Source organism: Exiguobacterium sp. s192 (assembly GCF_018618795.1).
Classification (GTDB): domain Bacteria; phylum Bacillota; class Bacilli; order Exiguobacteriales; family Exiguobacteriaceae; genus Exiguobacterium_A; species Exiguobacterium_A undae.
This window is the reverse complement of the sequence record NZ_JACSMS010000004.1, coordinates 1-12,481: the sequence shown is the minus strand read 5'-3', so window position 1 is coordinate 12,481 and position 12,481 is coordinate 1. Positions and strand designations below refer to the sequence as shown.

Sequence of the window (12,481 nt, the reverse complement as noted above, 5' to 3'; positions counted from 1 at the left end):
TCAGGTGAACTATGTTTAAATGAAATTAGAAATCAGAAACAGGAGGACCGTTCATTATGCCGCAAGCACTTATAGGAGTATTAGGAATCATTGGAATCATTTTACTTGCCCATCATATCATTATGTATTGGCATGCTGAGCCAACCGATCGTCCGACGCTTGCTTACCGCATAGCGCTCCTGATTGCCTGTCTGCTTCTCATCAGTGGAAGCGACCACTTGATTAGTATTTTTTATGCCGATTCCTTGGCGGAGTTTGGTCAACGGATTACGTATATCGTCTTCATCGGAGGTGCGCTTGGTTTCGCGTGGTACTTTCGTCAACAAATGGAACAAGCGACAGCCCAAATGACACCGACACCAAACGAAACAGCCCACTTCAGTTGAAGTGGGCTGTTTTTTTTATTTAATACCGCTTGCTGTACGTGTGTCGCGAATCATATCGAGCTTCAACTTCCAGAGGCGGTCGCTGAAGGTGATGGCATAGACTTCCGGCAGGCGGAGGCGTTTATACTCTTCCCACAGACGGCCGATCTGCTGTTCGTGGAAATGACGGCTCTCTTCAATCGTCGGGACGGTATAAATCATGTCGCCTTCCGTGAAGATCGGTGTCAGGAGACGCTCGACGTTGAAGTTTTCGATCCGGTTCCGGAATGACGGGTCCCGGACATCAATCAAATCAACGGAATCAAGATCGGTCGGATCCTCGTCCATCAAAGTGATGTAGTCCCCTTTAAACTTGTTCGTCACCCGGTCGACGATCCGGTACACTTCCTTGATGTGTGGTGTCGTCGTCTTCGCTTTCGAGGAAGAGACCTTGATGACAGGAGCAAGTTCCCCGTTTACTTCACGGGCGACCAACTTATAGACCATTCCCAGTGCCGGTTGTTCGTACGCAGTGATGCCGCGTGTACCGACGAGGAATGTGTTCGCCTGTGCTCCTTGAATCCGTAAATCCTGGATGACATACTCGTCCAAATCACCCGACAAGACGATGTCGACTTCCGGGAAACCGGCTTCGTCAAGCATTGTCCGAGCTCGTTTCGACAGATAAGACAAGTCACCGGAGTCAATCCGGATCCCGCGTAATTTATGTCCTTTTGCCGCGAGCTCTTTCGCGACGATGATTGCATTTGGTAAACCGCTTTTGAGCGTATCATACGTATCGACGAGCAGTGTCGCCTGATCCGGATAATAAGCGGCGAATGTCCGGAATGCAGTCAATTCGTCATCGTGGAACTGGATGTCGGCATGCTCCATCGTCCCGCCTGAAGGGATTCCGAAGTCACGTCCTGCAGAGGCGAGGCTTGTCACGTCAAAGCCGGCCAGGTAAGACGCGCGTGTGCCGAAGTAGGCGGCGTCAATACCTTGTGCCCGGCGTGCTCCAGCTTCTAAGAACTTCGCACCCGGTGCCGATTGGCGGATCCGGGCATATTTCGTCGCGATGAGTGATTCATGGTTCGCGATGTTGAGGATGGCGGTCTGCAGCAGCTTGGCTTCGAAAATCCGTGCTTCGATGCGAAGGAGCGGTTCATTCGGAAAAACGATTTCGCCTTCCTTGACGCTTGAGATCGATCCCGTGAACTTGAAGTTCCGAAGCTCATCTTTGAACTCGTCCGGGAAACCGATCATCTTTTGAAGGTACGTGATGTCTTCTTCCGTGAAATGAAGCGTCTGGACGTACTCGATGATGTTTTCGAGTCCGGCAAAGACGACATATCCGCCTTCAAACGGATTCGTCCGGTAGTAGACATCAAAAACAGCACGTTCATTGTGACGCCCTTCCTGCCAATAAATGTACATCCATCGCGGAAGATAGAGGTCAGTATGAAGTGCAAGGTTACGTTGTAACATGAAGACAGATCCCTTCTTATTCGCCGACGACGTCTGCGCCGAGCGATTGTTTGAAATGTGTAAGAGCCCAGTCGTGTCCGACCGCATTAAAACTCGCGACCGCATCCGCATGGACCACGATTTTATATCCTAGATTGTAGGCGTCGACGGCTGTATGCAACACACAGATGTCCGTGCAGACACCGACGAGGTGAACTTCACGAACTCCACGTTCCCGCAGGCGTAAATCCAGATCCGTTCCGGCAAAGGCGCTGTAACGTGTTTTGTCGATGACATGATCCGCGACCCGTGCCATTTCGGCGACTTGCCCAAACAGATCCCGGCCGTGGGTGCCACGGATGTTATGCGGCGGGAAGAGTAACGTTTCCGGATGGAAGGTATCTCCTTCTTCATGGATGTCGTTTGCGATGACGACGTAGTCTGCGGACGAAAACTCGTCCATTAACGAGGCGATGCGACCTTCGATGGCTTGGCCGGGTTTCCCGCACGTCAATTTCCCTTCGTCAGCGACGAAGTCGAACGTATAATCGATGACAATAAGCGCGCGCATGAGCGTCTGCCCCTTTCTGTATGGAAGATAGTGTTCTCTTTCACATTGTACTCTATCTGCGCCGGAAGACAAAAGGAAGAAATCGGAGGGGGGAGGTATAAGAAAGCGTAAAAGTAGGGTATAAGGTATAGGACGAAAATAATTGTGGAGGAGGAATATGGCATGAAAAGGTTGAATGAGTATGAAGTGGAAGAACGCCTGGAAGGATTGTCTGAATGGCGCGTGGTCGATGACGAAATCGTCCGTGTCTATACATTGGATTCGTTTCCGGCAGCACTGGATTTTGTACAGGAGGTAGGTTCGGTTGCTGAGCACCTGAATCATCACCCCCGCATCATCATCGATTATAAAAAAGTTACGCTGGCGGTTACGACACATGATGCAGGCGGTCTGACCGGCAAAGACTTCGAACTCGCGGAGGCCTGTGATGCCATCTAAACTTTCCATCACATTCGGTAGCGGTAGTTTTGTTGATCAAATTCGTGCGCGTGATCCACACATTCGTGCGGCAAGCGGAAGCGGAGAAGCCCTGTTGTTTATCGAGACAGATGGGAAATCACCTTTCCAAAGTGGAAACACCTATACATTGCTTGAGACGCGCGGTAATTTTCAAGAACAAGGCAGCTTGTTCTATTGGTCGGTTCCGGCCGATCGAAACAGCGGCGACTTGTTCGTCCATCAGGTCATGTCGAATCCGAAAGTCCTTGGCGCTGAATATGACAGCTTTCAGGCTGTCCGGATTGCCCGCGTCGAGCGTGGAGACGATTTGGTGTTGCTGATTCAGTTCGGCAATGACGGGGATGCGACACGATATGCGAAATCAGTTGAACGACTGACGGTCGACCAGTATGCTGAAGAAGCAGGGAAGTCGTTTGCGCCTTCTCCAGTCATGAAACGGTACCAGCTTTTACAACCGCTTTAAGTTACATTAAGACCAGTCTAGGGGGAATAACAGATGAAGAAGAATTACTTTTTAGCAGCAACAGTCGGCGGAGCGCTGATCGGAGCAACGTTATCGATGCTTCATAAAGACACGCGTCAAACACAACTCGCCGCAGTCAAACGGGCGTTTGGTGGAGCCGGGACACAACTTTCTGCCGTCAAACAAGATCCAAAAGGACGTTTTGAAGAGCTTCGTGCGCTGTACACGGACAACCAAGAAACGATCCACAATCTGATTGATGATGTAAAAGACTTGGCGGAATCGTTACGGAAATAAGAAATGAAAAAAGAACGAGCTGCCCTGAATTCCGACTAACGGAGATCAGGGCAGCTCGCTTTTTTTGTAGAGGCGTATTAAGTCTATTAAATGAAACGTGCAAGCAGACCGAAGACGGCGAAGGCGACGATGACATAAAAGATGATGCGTCCCGTCTGACCCGAACCGCTCGTATAGACGACCCGACCGCTTGCTGCCGACCGCTTGCCGACATTAAACGGACGCGTGAACGGAGTGGCACTTTTTCCAAATACGAAACCGGCAAGGAATCCGAGGACGAATCCATACAGGTGACCAAATACGGATACGTTTGATCCGAGCAACGTGAAGATGGCGGTGATGGCACTGAAGATGTAGACAAGGCGTGCGTCATCCGCTGAGATCACTGTCCGTTTAAAACGACCGAGATAGACATAAAATCCGAGCAATCCTAAAATCGCTCCGGACGCCCCGGCTTGACCATAAAAGGGTTCGTTGATTTTCGTGAAGTACGTCAAGACGTTGGCGAGCGTACCGACGAGAAGATAAAACGATGCGAATTTCGCATGACCGATCATCCGCTCCAAGGCAGGGGCGAAGATGACCAAGGCAAACGTGTTGAAGGCAATATGCCAGAAGTCATAGTGCAGGAACGTTGCTGTGACGACCCGCCACCATTCACCGTTGGCGATGAACAGATTGATGGCTGAACCATAATTGAGCGGTGAGAAGCCCAAGTTGAAAAAGGCATTCAACTGTTCGATGACAAACAGAGCGACTTGGATTAAAATGAACAACGAAACGACCGGATAAGAACGTGTGAACGTTTGTAGGTTTTCCGTTCGACTAAACATGACAACACCTCGCTTCCCCTTCATTCTATATGAAGACAGCGAAGAATAGAACTGTGGAGGCGTCAGAAATGATTTTTGGAATAGGACTGGATCTGGTTGAGCTCGAACGGATGCAACAGACACTGTTACGTCAGCCGCGGATTGTACAACGGGTTTTGACCAAACGGGAGCAGGAACGGTTTGAAACGTTGTCCGGCGTCCGGAGCCTCGAATATTTGGCGGGACGATTCGCCGCGAAAGAAGCATTCGTCAAGGCCCTCGGAACCGGGATCGGATCTGACGTATCATGGCTCGATCTCGAAGTGTTGAATGAAGCATCCGGCCGTCCGGTCATGACGGGACCGTTTGAGGGCATCATTCATCTCTCGATCACCCATTCCGATCAATATGCGGCTGCACAAGTCTTACTAGAAAAGAGGAGTTCAGATGTATCGACCAACGTGGATAGAAATTGACCGGGAAGCCATCGCGCATAACGTGCGTGAAATCAAGACGCGCCTCGGTGACCAGTCGATGATGGCTGTCGTCAAGGCGGACGGATACGGGCATGGTGCCGTGACGGTGGCGGAAATCGCTTTGGCGAACGGGGCGGACATGATTGCCGTCGCTTTACTGGAAGAGGCCATCGAATTACGGGAAGCGGGGATTCAGGCGCCGATTCTCATGCTCGAAGCCTTGCTTCCTGAACATGCGCCCGTCGCCTCAAACTATGATGTCGCAGTGCCTGTCTTTTCAGCCGACTGGCTGCGGGAAGCCAAACGACATCTGACTGAAATCGATCATTTACGCATCCATATCAAAGTCGACAGCGGAATGGGGCGGCTCGGCTTACAGACGCTTCAGGAACTGGACGAACTGCTTGCTGAACTGGATTCTGATTTGCTGGAACTTGAAGGGATTTATACGCATTTCGCGACCGCAGACGAATTGACGAGCCGTTTGTTTGACCAACAGCAAACCCGCTTCCTGCAATTCGTCGAGCGTGTGCCGGGTATCCGTTACATTCATGCTGCCAATTCAGCCGGCGCGATTCGACTGGCGGGTCAAGCGCCATACAACATCGTCCGTGTCGGCATTGCGTTATATGGAGCGTTGCCGTCTGACGAAATGAGTGCTTACTATGAGTTCTTAAAACCGGCTTTCTCATTAAAAAGCCGTCTTCTGCAAGTGAAGCAAGTTGAACCGGGGCAAACGATCAGCTACGGAGCGACCTATACGGCACCGACGGATGAATGGATCGGAACGGTCCCGATCGGATACGCCGACGGGTGGTCACGTAAATTTCAAGGGTACTCGTTGATCGTCAATGGATATCCCTGTGAAATCGTCGGCCGTGTCTGTATGGATCGCCTGATGATCCGGTTGCCGGAAGAATACCCGGTCGGAACGGAAGTGACGTTGATTGGAGCAGGTGCACCGATTGACGAGGCTGCTCACTGGTTGGGGACGATCAATTATGAAGTCCTTTGTCAGTTTTCGAAGCGTGTTCCGCGGATTTAGTTTTTGAAATGACATCAATATGATGGCAAAAAAATGTTATTTGTTTGAATTTTGATTGTATTTTCTGAATTTGACTGATATATTGAAGTAGAAAGTGAGTCGTTCGTTAAGGTTTCAGTGAATCTGGAGGTGCCATTATCTTGGTCCAACAACGGGAAAAGCAATTTGTTGAGCGAAATGTAGCGAAGGAGACGATTGGGATGAAGTCGAACCATACGACCGAAGAACGCAAACGTCAGCTACGTGAGGAATTGAAACGTGGTTACGAAGAAATGGCAGCGATCAATTTATCAATCGTTGGCGAAATGTTCCAGATTGAAACGGAGGCGGAGTTCTCGCTCCTACGTCAAGTAAGCGGGGTGTAAGCTTTGATAGTCAAACGTGGCGACGTGTTTTATGCAAATTTGTCACCTGTGGTCGGATCGGAACAAGGAGGCGTTCGTCCTGTCCTTGTCCTACAAAATGATATTGGTAACCGATTCAGCCCAACTGTAATCGTGGCTGCGATCACGGCACAGATCGACAAAGCCAAACTACCGACCCATGTGGAAGTATATCGAGAGCGACACGGATTAGAACGTGATTCGGTCATCCTACTTGAGCAGGTCCGTACAATCGACAAACGCCGTCTAACGGATAAAGTCACGCACCTAGATCCTGACACGATGATGAAAGTAAATAGTGCCGTCGCGATCAGCCTAGGCTTGATTGATTTCTAGGCACTTACATATAACAGCGAGAAGAGTCGATACATCTGTATACGACTTTTTTTGAACATTTTTTTAAATTTTGGTTTAAAGATGTTTGAATGCGGGAATTACATCAGAGTGACCTTTTCTTTAAGAAGGGTTATCCCATATTATTCAAACTATATAGATAGAGAGAACACATAGCAGATTTTCCTTGAGGAGGAACTTGAAGATGGATTTAACAATTAAAACAGAGCAACTAGATGGTCAGACGCATCTCTATATCGCAGGAGAGATTGATACGTATACAGCACCGAAACTTCGTCAAGAACTCGTACCAGCCGTTGAAGCAAATGATGTCGTCGTTCATTTAGATGAGATTCATTATATGGATTCAACAGGTCTTGGCGTGTTTGTCGGCGCCTTAAAAGCTTCAAAGAAAAACGGAACATCGTTTACACTCGTCGGTGTGTCTGAACGCATTCGTCGTTTGTTTGAAATTACGGGTCTTTCTAGCATCATTACAATTGATAGTGGTGTACGAGGTGGAACGCAATGAAAAACGAACAACTTGAAATGACACTTCCGGCAAAACCGGAATATGTTGCCATCGCCCGTTTGACGGTTTCAGGCGTCGCGAACCGAATGGGTTACACATACGATGACATCGAAGACATTAAAATCGCTGTTTCGGAAGCCTGTGCCAACGCGGTTCAGCATGCGTATGAAGGTGAACAGGATGGATCGATGGCGTTGACATGCAATGTCTACCCGGATGATCGTCTTGAAATCATCGTCAAAGATAACGGTGTGACATTTGATAAAGACAGCGTCAAACGCCAAAGTGAACCGATCACCGATTCACACGACTTAGACTCTCTGCATGAGGGGGGACTAGGGATCTTAATGATTGAAGCACTCATGGATCAAGTCACGATCGAGAAAGCAAACGGCGTCACTGTCCATATGACAAAATATATGAATAGAGATGAGGTGGGTCAAAGTGCCAGCAAAGTCTCAACAACGCCATCACAGTGATGACGAAGTCCTTCGACTAATTGACCTATACCAACAAGATGACCAAGATGAGGAAGTTCATGCGGCATTACTTGCACGTTATTCAGACCTCGTCGAGGCACTCGCCCGTAAATTCTCGCGTGGTCGCCCGATCCATGATGACCTTGTTCAAGTCGGGATGATCGGATTGCTTGCTGCACTCCGCCGTTTTGATAAAGAGTTTGGCCGGAGTTTCGAATCGTTTGCTGTTCCGACAATCATCGGAGAAATCAAACGTTTCATCCGTGATAAGACGTGGAGCGTTCACGTGCCGCGTCGAATCAAGGAACTGGGACCGAAAATCAAAAAAGCCGTCGAAGAATTGACGACAGAACTGCAACGTTCACCACGCATTGATGAAATTGCAGCTCGTCTGGAAGTATCGGAAGAGGAAGTTCTCGAGACACTTGAGATGGGGAAAAGTTATCAAGCCCTTTCTGTCGACAGTTCGATCGAAGCCGATCAAGAAGGCAGTACAGTCACGTTGCTTGACCTCGTCGGCAATCAAGAGAACGGCTATGACTCCGTTGACCAAAAGCTGATTCTTGAAAAAGCCTTTGCTGTTTTGACGGATCGGGAACGTTCGATTTTGGAATGTGCGTATTACCGGAACATGAGTCAAAAGGAAACTGGGGAATTACTCGGTATTTCACAGATGCATGTCTCCCGTCTTCAGCGCCGCGCGCTTCAAAAGCTACGCGAAGCAATCAAAGTAGAACCAAACGAAGTATTTTCAAAAGACTGATGCGCTGCATCAGTCTTTTTTTGTGTCCTGTCGATTCTTCGGTATAATGAAAACGAGGTGAGGAAGATGGAAAAGAGAATCGCAACAGAATTGAATTTACGACTAGCACAAGTCAAAGCCGTTTTACAGCTGACGGAAGACGGAGGAACGATTCCGTTTATCGCCAGGTATCGAAAAGAACAAACGGGGGAACTCGATGAGGTCGAAATCAAGGCGATCCTCGACCGCCATAAAAGCATCACACAACTGGAATCAAAACGAGAAGATGTTCTCCGGAAAATCGAAGAACAAGGTGTCATGACAGCAGAATTGAATCAAGCGTTGCGTGAAGCGACGACATTACAGCAGATTGAAGACTTGTACTTACCGTTTCGTCCAAAACGGAGAACAAAAGCAGAAATCGCACGGGAAGCTGGATTGACGCCGTTCGCTGACTTTCTGCGTTCGCCCAAAGCATACGATGAGGACCAATTCAAACAATATGTCGCGGCGCATGGGGAAGGCGAAGCGATTGCCGGGGCACAGGCCATCATCGCGGAAGAATGGGGCGAACAAGCAAGTGTCCGGGAGCATATCCGGAAGACGGCGTATCGGTTTGCTGATATCGTCACGAAAATCAAGAAGGACGCCGTTGATGAGAAACGTGTGTTTGCCCAGTATTACGAATATAGTGAACGGATCCGTCAAATCGTGCCGCACCGGATTCTGGCCATCAATCGTGCCGAAGCCCTGAAAATCGTTTCGGTGAAGATTGTGTTGGAGGAACAGCAAATTCTTCCGTATCTGCTCCGGCCATTTAACCGGTTGGCGGAACAAAAACGCCGCTTGGTCGAGGAAGCCGTTCAAACGGGCTACAAGAAATCAGTGTTCCCGGCAATCGAACGTGAACTACGGAATGAGTTGACGGAAAAGGCGGAAAATCAAGCGATTGAAGTATTCGGGAAAAACTTACGCCAACTGTATATGCAGCCTCCGATGAAAGGGAAAGTCATGCTTGGTCTCGATCCTGCATACCGAACCGGTTGCAAGTGGGCCGTCATTGATCCGACCGGTGAAATGAAAGAAGTTGGTGTCGTCTACCTGACGATGTCGGAACATAAAGCGCAGGAAGCACGCCAAGTCTTAACGAATCTCGTGAAACGGTACGGGATCGAACTGATTGCAATCGGAAACGGGACAGCTTCCCGTGAGACGGAATCGTTTGTTGCCGATTGGATCAAAGGACATGAGCAGATTGCCTTTACGATCGTCGACGAGGCGGGTGCAAGCATTTACTCCGCGTCGGAAATCGCGCGCAGTGAATTTCCGGATTTGCAAGTCGAGCAACGCTCAGCAATTTCGATTGCACGACGTTTGCAGGATCCGTTGGCGGAATTGGTAAAAGTCGATCCGCAATCCGTTGGTGTCGGGCAGTACCAACATGATGTCACGCAGACGAAGCTGAAAGAGACACTCGACTTTGTTGTCGAGACGGTCGTCAACCAAGTCGGAGTCGACGTCAACACGGCTTCCGAGTCATTACTCGGTTATGTTGCCGGCATTACGAAAGCGACGGCGAAGAAAATCGTCGAACGTCGCTCGGAACTGGGGGCTTTCGAATCACGGAAGGAACTGCTGAAGGTTCCGCGCCTGGGAGCAAAAGCGTACGAACAGGCAGCCGGATTCTTACGGATTCCGGAAGGCAGTCATCCGCTGGACCGGACACCGATTCACCCGGAGCAGTACAAGACGGTCGAAGCGTTGTTCAAGCAATTGGGCTTATCGTTACAAACGGTCGGGACAGAAGCATTACGCTCGAAGCTGGATGAGTTGTCTGTAACCGAGACGGCGCAATTGCTTGGGGTGGGGGAACCGACTTTACGTGATATCATCGAAGCCTTGCAACGTCCGGAGCGGGATCCCCGGGAAGCGCTCGATAAACCGTTGCTCCGTCAAGACGTCTTGTCACTCGATATGATCCAAGTCGGCATGGAGTTCCAAGGAACAGTTCGAAACGTACTCGACTTTGGTGCCTTCGTCGACATCGGCGTGAAAGAGAGTGGACTTGTTCACATCTCGAAGCTCAGTAAAAAACGGGTCAAACACCCGCTGGACGTCATCGCGGTGGGAGACATCGTGACCGTATGGGTGACGAGTGTCGAACCGGAACGCGGACGCATCGGTCTGACGATGGTCAGTCCGTCATGACGAATGAACAATTACAGCAATACGTCGAGCAGCTTTCGCTCGACGTGTTTGCTTTACCGTTTCGGCATAAAGCGGTTTTTAATGAGCGATTACGGACGACAGGCGGACGTTATTTTCTGACGGATCACCATCTGGATTTTAATCGGAGCTATCTTGTGGATCACAAAATCTTTCGTGGCATCGTCATTCATGAGTTGTGCCACTATCATTTGCATCTGCTCGGAAAGGGTCATCGCCATCAAGATCATGACTTTAAAGAGTGGCTACAGCGGTACGGCGGGTTACGATACAGTCCCCGTTTAAAAGAAAATGAAAAAAAGAATCACCTGTATGAATGCGAGAAATGTGGGACGTTATATAGAAGGAAAAGAAAGATGAATCCGGAACGATACCGTTGCGGACAATGTCGTGGAAAGATTTTTTACAAAAGTAGTTGACGTTCATTTCGGAGCATGATAAATTATAGAAGTCGTCAAAACGACAGCAACTAAACAACTTCTCGTCACTAAAAACTTTTTTAAAAAAGCATTGACGAAGAGAAAGAAAGTTGCTAATATAGAAAAGTGTTCTGAAGCGAACGTCACGTTCCGCAATAGCTCAGTGGTAGAGCAACCGGCTGTTAACCGGTAGGTCGTAGGTTCAAATCCTACTTGCGGAGCCATTATCTTTGGAGATGTACCCAAGTGGCTATAAGGGGCGCCCCTGCTAAGGGTGTAGGCCGGGAAACTGGTGCGAGGGTTCGAATCCCTCCATCTCCGCCAGACCTCTTATGTGAATTTGTTACTTGAGAATAGTTATCAGTTTTTGAATGGCCCGTTGGTCAAGCGGTTAAGACACCGCCCTTTCACGGCGGTATCACGGGTTCGATTCCCGTACGGGTCACCATTTTGGAGGATTAGCTCAGCTGGGAGAGCATCTGCCTTACAAGCAGAGGGTCGGCGGTTCGATCCCGTCATCCTCCACCATTTTTAATTTCATACTTAGTTTCACAAAAATGTGGTCCTGTGGTGTAGCGGTTAACATGCCTGCCTGTCACGCAGGAGATCGCGGGTTCGAATCCCGTCAGGACCGCCATTTTTGGGCTGTGGCCAAGTGGTAAGGCACTGGATTTTGATTCCAGCATGCGAAGGTTCGATCCCTTCCAGCCCAGTTTTTCGTGTCATTAGCTCAGTTGGTAGAGCATCTGACTTTTAATCAGAGGGTCGCAGGTTCGAATCCTGCATGACACACCATTTTAATTTTAAACTTTATATTTGCGGTCGTGGCGGAATGGTAGACGCGCTAGGTTGAGGGCCTAGTGGTGGCAACACTGTGGAGGTTCAAGTCCTCTCGACCGCACCATAGCGCACCCTTAGCTCAGCTGGATAGAGTACTTGACTACGAATCAAGGGGTCGGGAGTTCGAATCTCTCAGGGTGCACCATATTTTGTTTGCTTTTGACGGGCCTATAGCTCAGCTGGTTAGAGCGCACGCCTGATAAGCGTGAGGTCGGTGGTTCGAGTCCACTTAGGCCCACCATTTTTCAAAACAAACGATGACGAACTTTGAAAACTGAACGATGAGGCAAAAAACGTATCTTCGGATACAAACAATGAATGAAGCGCAAGCTTCGTCAACGTGACTTCGGTCACACAACGAGCAAGTCAAACACTTTATGGAGAGTTTGATCCTGGCTCAGGACGAACGCTGGCGGCGTGCCTAATACATGCAAGTCGAGCGCAGGAAGCTCACGGAACTCTTCGGAGGGAAGTGAAGGGAATGAGCGGCGGACGGGTGAGTAACACGTAAGGAACCTGCCCCAAGGATTGGGATAACTCCGAGAAATCGGAGCTAATACCGAATAGTTCTT

General features: G+C 49.3%; 16 protein-coding genes, 10 tRNA genes and 1 rRNA gene. 24 read left to right on the top strand and 3 right to left on the bottom strand.

Translation table 11 applies throughout. The annotated features are described in order from the left end of the window. The first annotated feature begins 56 nt into the window (after window positions 1-56). On the top strand, window positions 57-386 hold the full coding sequence (locus tag KNP87_RS08670; protein WP_026831798.1) for a hypothetical protein: 330 nt from the start codon (window positions 57-59) through the stop codon (window positions 384-386). Window positions 387-401: 15 nt separating this feature from the next. Here the strand turns inward: KNP87_RS08670 and KNP87_RS08665 are convergent, their stop codons facing one another. Beyond that, window positions 402-1,853, bottom strand: a complete 1,452-nt coding sequence (locus tag KNP87_RS08665) for a nicotinate phosphoribosyltransferase (RefSeq protein ID WP_214721455.1) — start codon at window positions 1,851-1,853, stop codon at window positions 402-404. 16 nt (window positions 1,854-1,869) lie between these two features. Then, entirely contained in the window at window positions 1,870-2,403 is a 534-nt protein-coding gene (locus tag KNP87_RS08660) for a cysteine hydrolase family protein (RefSeq protein WP_028105499.1), read from the bottom strand. A 162-nt stretch (window positions 2,404-2,565) separates the two neighbouring features. Here KNP87_RS08660 and KNP87_RS08655 point away from each other — a divergent pair, with 162 nt between their 5' ends. The 3 genes from KNP87_RS08655 to KNP87_RS08645 are packed head-to-tail and all read left to right on the top strand — an operon-like array spanning window position 2,566 to window position 3,622. Next, window positions 2,566-2,841: a 4a-hydroxytetrahydrobiopterin dehydratase gene (locus KNP87_RS08655; RefSeq protein WP_026831801.1), complete on the top strand. Its 276-nt coding sequence runs from the start codon at window positions 2,566-2,568 to the stop codon at window positions 2,839-2,841. After that, window positions 2,831-3,325, top strand: a complete 495-nt coding sequence (locus KNP87_RS08650; RefSeq protein WP_026831802.1) for a hypothetical protein — start codon at window positions 2,831-2,833, stop codon at window positions 3,323-3,325. Before KNP87_RS08655 ends, KNP87_RS08650 begins: the two co-directional genes overlap by 11 nt. Window positions 3,326-3,358: 33 nt before the next feature. Then, complete coding sequence (locus KNP87_RS08645) at window positions 3,359-3,622, top strand: hypothetical protein (protein ID WP_026831803.1); 264 nt, start codon at window positions 3,359-3,361, stop codon at window positions 3,620-3,622. Between the two features lie 86 nt (window positions 3,623-3,708). On the opposite strand, the gene KNP87_RS08640 is transcribed toward KNP87_RS08645, so the two are convergent. Then, complete coding sequence (locus KNP87_RS08640; protein WP_214721454.1) at window positions 3,709-4,455, bottom strand: rhomboid family intramembrane serine protease; 747 nt, start codon at window positions 4,453-4,455, stop codon at window positions 3,709-3,711. A 68-nt stretch (window positions 4,456-4,523) separates the two neighbouring features. Between KNP87_RS08640 and acpS the strand changes: the two genes are divergently transcribed. The 20 genes from acpS to KNP87_RS08540 all read left to right on the top strand — a co-directional run. Next, window positions 4,524-4,910 carry a holo-ACP synthase gene (gene acpS / locus KNP87_RS08635; RefSeq protein ID WP_119923506.1) on the top strand — a complete coding sequence of 129 codons (387 nt, stop codon included), beginning with the start codon at window positions 4,524-4,526 and terminating at the stop codon, window positions 4,908-4,910. Next, the gene (gene alr, locus KNP87_RS08630) at window positions 4,882-5,955 is read left to right on the top strand and encodes an alanine racemase (RefSeq protein ID WP_028105501.1); all 1,074 of its coding nucleotides are present in this window, start codon (window positions 4,882-4,884) and stop codon (window positions 5,953-5,955) included. The genes acpS and alr overlap by 29 nt, the downstream gene beginning before the upstream one ends. A 140-nt stretch (window positions 5,956-6,095) precedes the next feature. Further along, window positions 6,096-6,320 carry a hypothetical protein gene (locus KNP87_RS08625; protein WP_012371670.1) on the top strand — a complete coding sequence of 75 codons (225 nt, stop codon included), beginning with the start codon at window positions 6,096-6,098 and terminating at the stop codon, window positions 6,318-6,320. 3 nt (window positions 6,321-6,323) lie between these two features. Then, window positions 6,324-6,674, top strand: a complete 351-nt coding sequence (locus tag KNP87_RS08620) for a type II toxin-antitoxin system PemK/MazF family toxin (protein ID WP_014971520.1) — start codon at window positions 6,324-6,326, stop codon at window positions 6,672-6,674. Between the two features lie 202 nt (window positions 6,675-6,876). Beyond that, window positions 6,877-7,203, top strand: a complete 327-nt coding sequence (locus KNP87_RS08615; protein ID WP_026827246.1) for an STAS domain-containing protein — start codon at window positions 6,877-6,879, stop codon at window positions 7,201-7,203. After that, window positions 7,200-7,682 carry an anti-sigma B factor RsbW gene (gene rsbW, locus KNP87_RS08610; RefSeq protein WP_026831807.1) on the top strand — a complete coding sequence of 161 codons (483 nt, stop codon included), beginning with the start codon at window positions 7,200-7,202 and terminating at the stop codon, window positions 7,680-7,682. Before KNP87_RS08615 ends, rsbW begins: the two co-directional genes overlap by 4 nt. After that, window positions 7,648-8,445 carry an RNA polymerase sigma factor SigB gene (sigB, locus tag KNP87_RS08605; protein WP_012371666.1) on the top strand — a complete coding sequence of 266 codons (798 nt, stop codon included), beginning with the start codon at window positions 7,648-7,650 and terminating at the stop codon, window positions 8,443-8,445. The genes rsbW and sigB overlap by 35 nt, the downstream gene beginning before the upstream one ends. A 66-nt stretch (window positions 8,446-8,511) precedes the next feature. Next, entirely contained in the window at window positions 8,512-10,632 is a 2,121-nt protein-coding gene (locus KNP87_RS08600) for a Tex family protein (RefSeq protein ID WP_214721453.1), read from the top strand. Further along, window positions 10,629-11,069 carry a SprT family protein gene (locus tag KNP87_RS08595; RefSeq protein ID WP_119923509.1) on the top strand — a complete coding sequence of 147 codons (441 nt, stop codon included), beginning with the start codon at window positions 10,629-10,631 and terminating at the stop codon, window positions 11,067-11,069. The genes KNP87_RS08600 and KNP87_RS08595 overlap by 4 nt, the downstream gene beginning before the upstream one ends. 149 nt (window positions 11,070-11,218) lie before the next feature. After that, window positions 11,219-11,293 (top strand) — tRNA-Asn (locus KNP87_RS08590). A gap of 8 nt (window positions 11,294-11,301) precedes the next feature. After that, window positions 11,302-11,393: transfer RNA gene (locus tag KNP87_RS08585), tRNA-Ser, on the top strand. Window positions 11,394-11,442: 49 nt separating this feature from the next. Then, a tRNA-Glu gene (locus KNP87_RS08580) sits at window positions 11,443-11,517 on the top strand. A 4-nt stretch (window positions 11,518-11,521) separates the two neighbouring features. After that, window positions 11,522-11,597 (top strand) — tRNA-Val (locus tag KNP87_RS08575). Window positions 11,598-11,630: 33 nt separating this feature from the next. Then, a tRNA-Asp gene (locus KNP87_RS08570) sits at window positions 11,631-11,706 on the top strand. 4 nt (window positions 11,707-11,710) lie between these two features. Beyond that, window positions 11,711-11,782: transfer RNA gene (locus KNP87_RS08565), tRNA-Gln, on the top strand. A gap of 6 nt (window positions 11,783-11,788) precedes the next feature. Beyond that, window positions 11,789-11,864 (top strand) — tRNA-Lys (locus tag KNP87_RS08560). A 23-nt stretch (window positions 11,865-11,887) separates the two neighbouring features. Further along, window positions 11,888-11,973: transfer RNA gene (locus KNP87_RS08555), tRNA-Leu, on the top strand. A 4-nt stretch (window positions 11,974-11,977) separates the two neighbouring features. Further along, window positions 11,978-12,054 (top strand) — tRNA-Arg (locus KNP87_RS08550). 19 nt (window positions 12,055-12,073) lie between these two features. Continuing rightward, window positions 12,074-12,150 (top strand) — tRNA-Ile (locus tag KNP87_RS08545). Between the two features lie 133 nt (window positions 12,151-12,283). After that, window positions 12,284-12,481 (top strand): 16S ribosomal RNA (locus KNP87_RS08540); the annotation flags it as partial.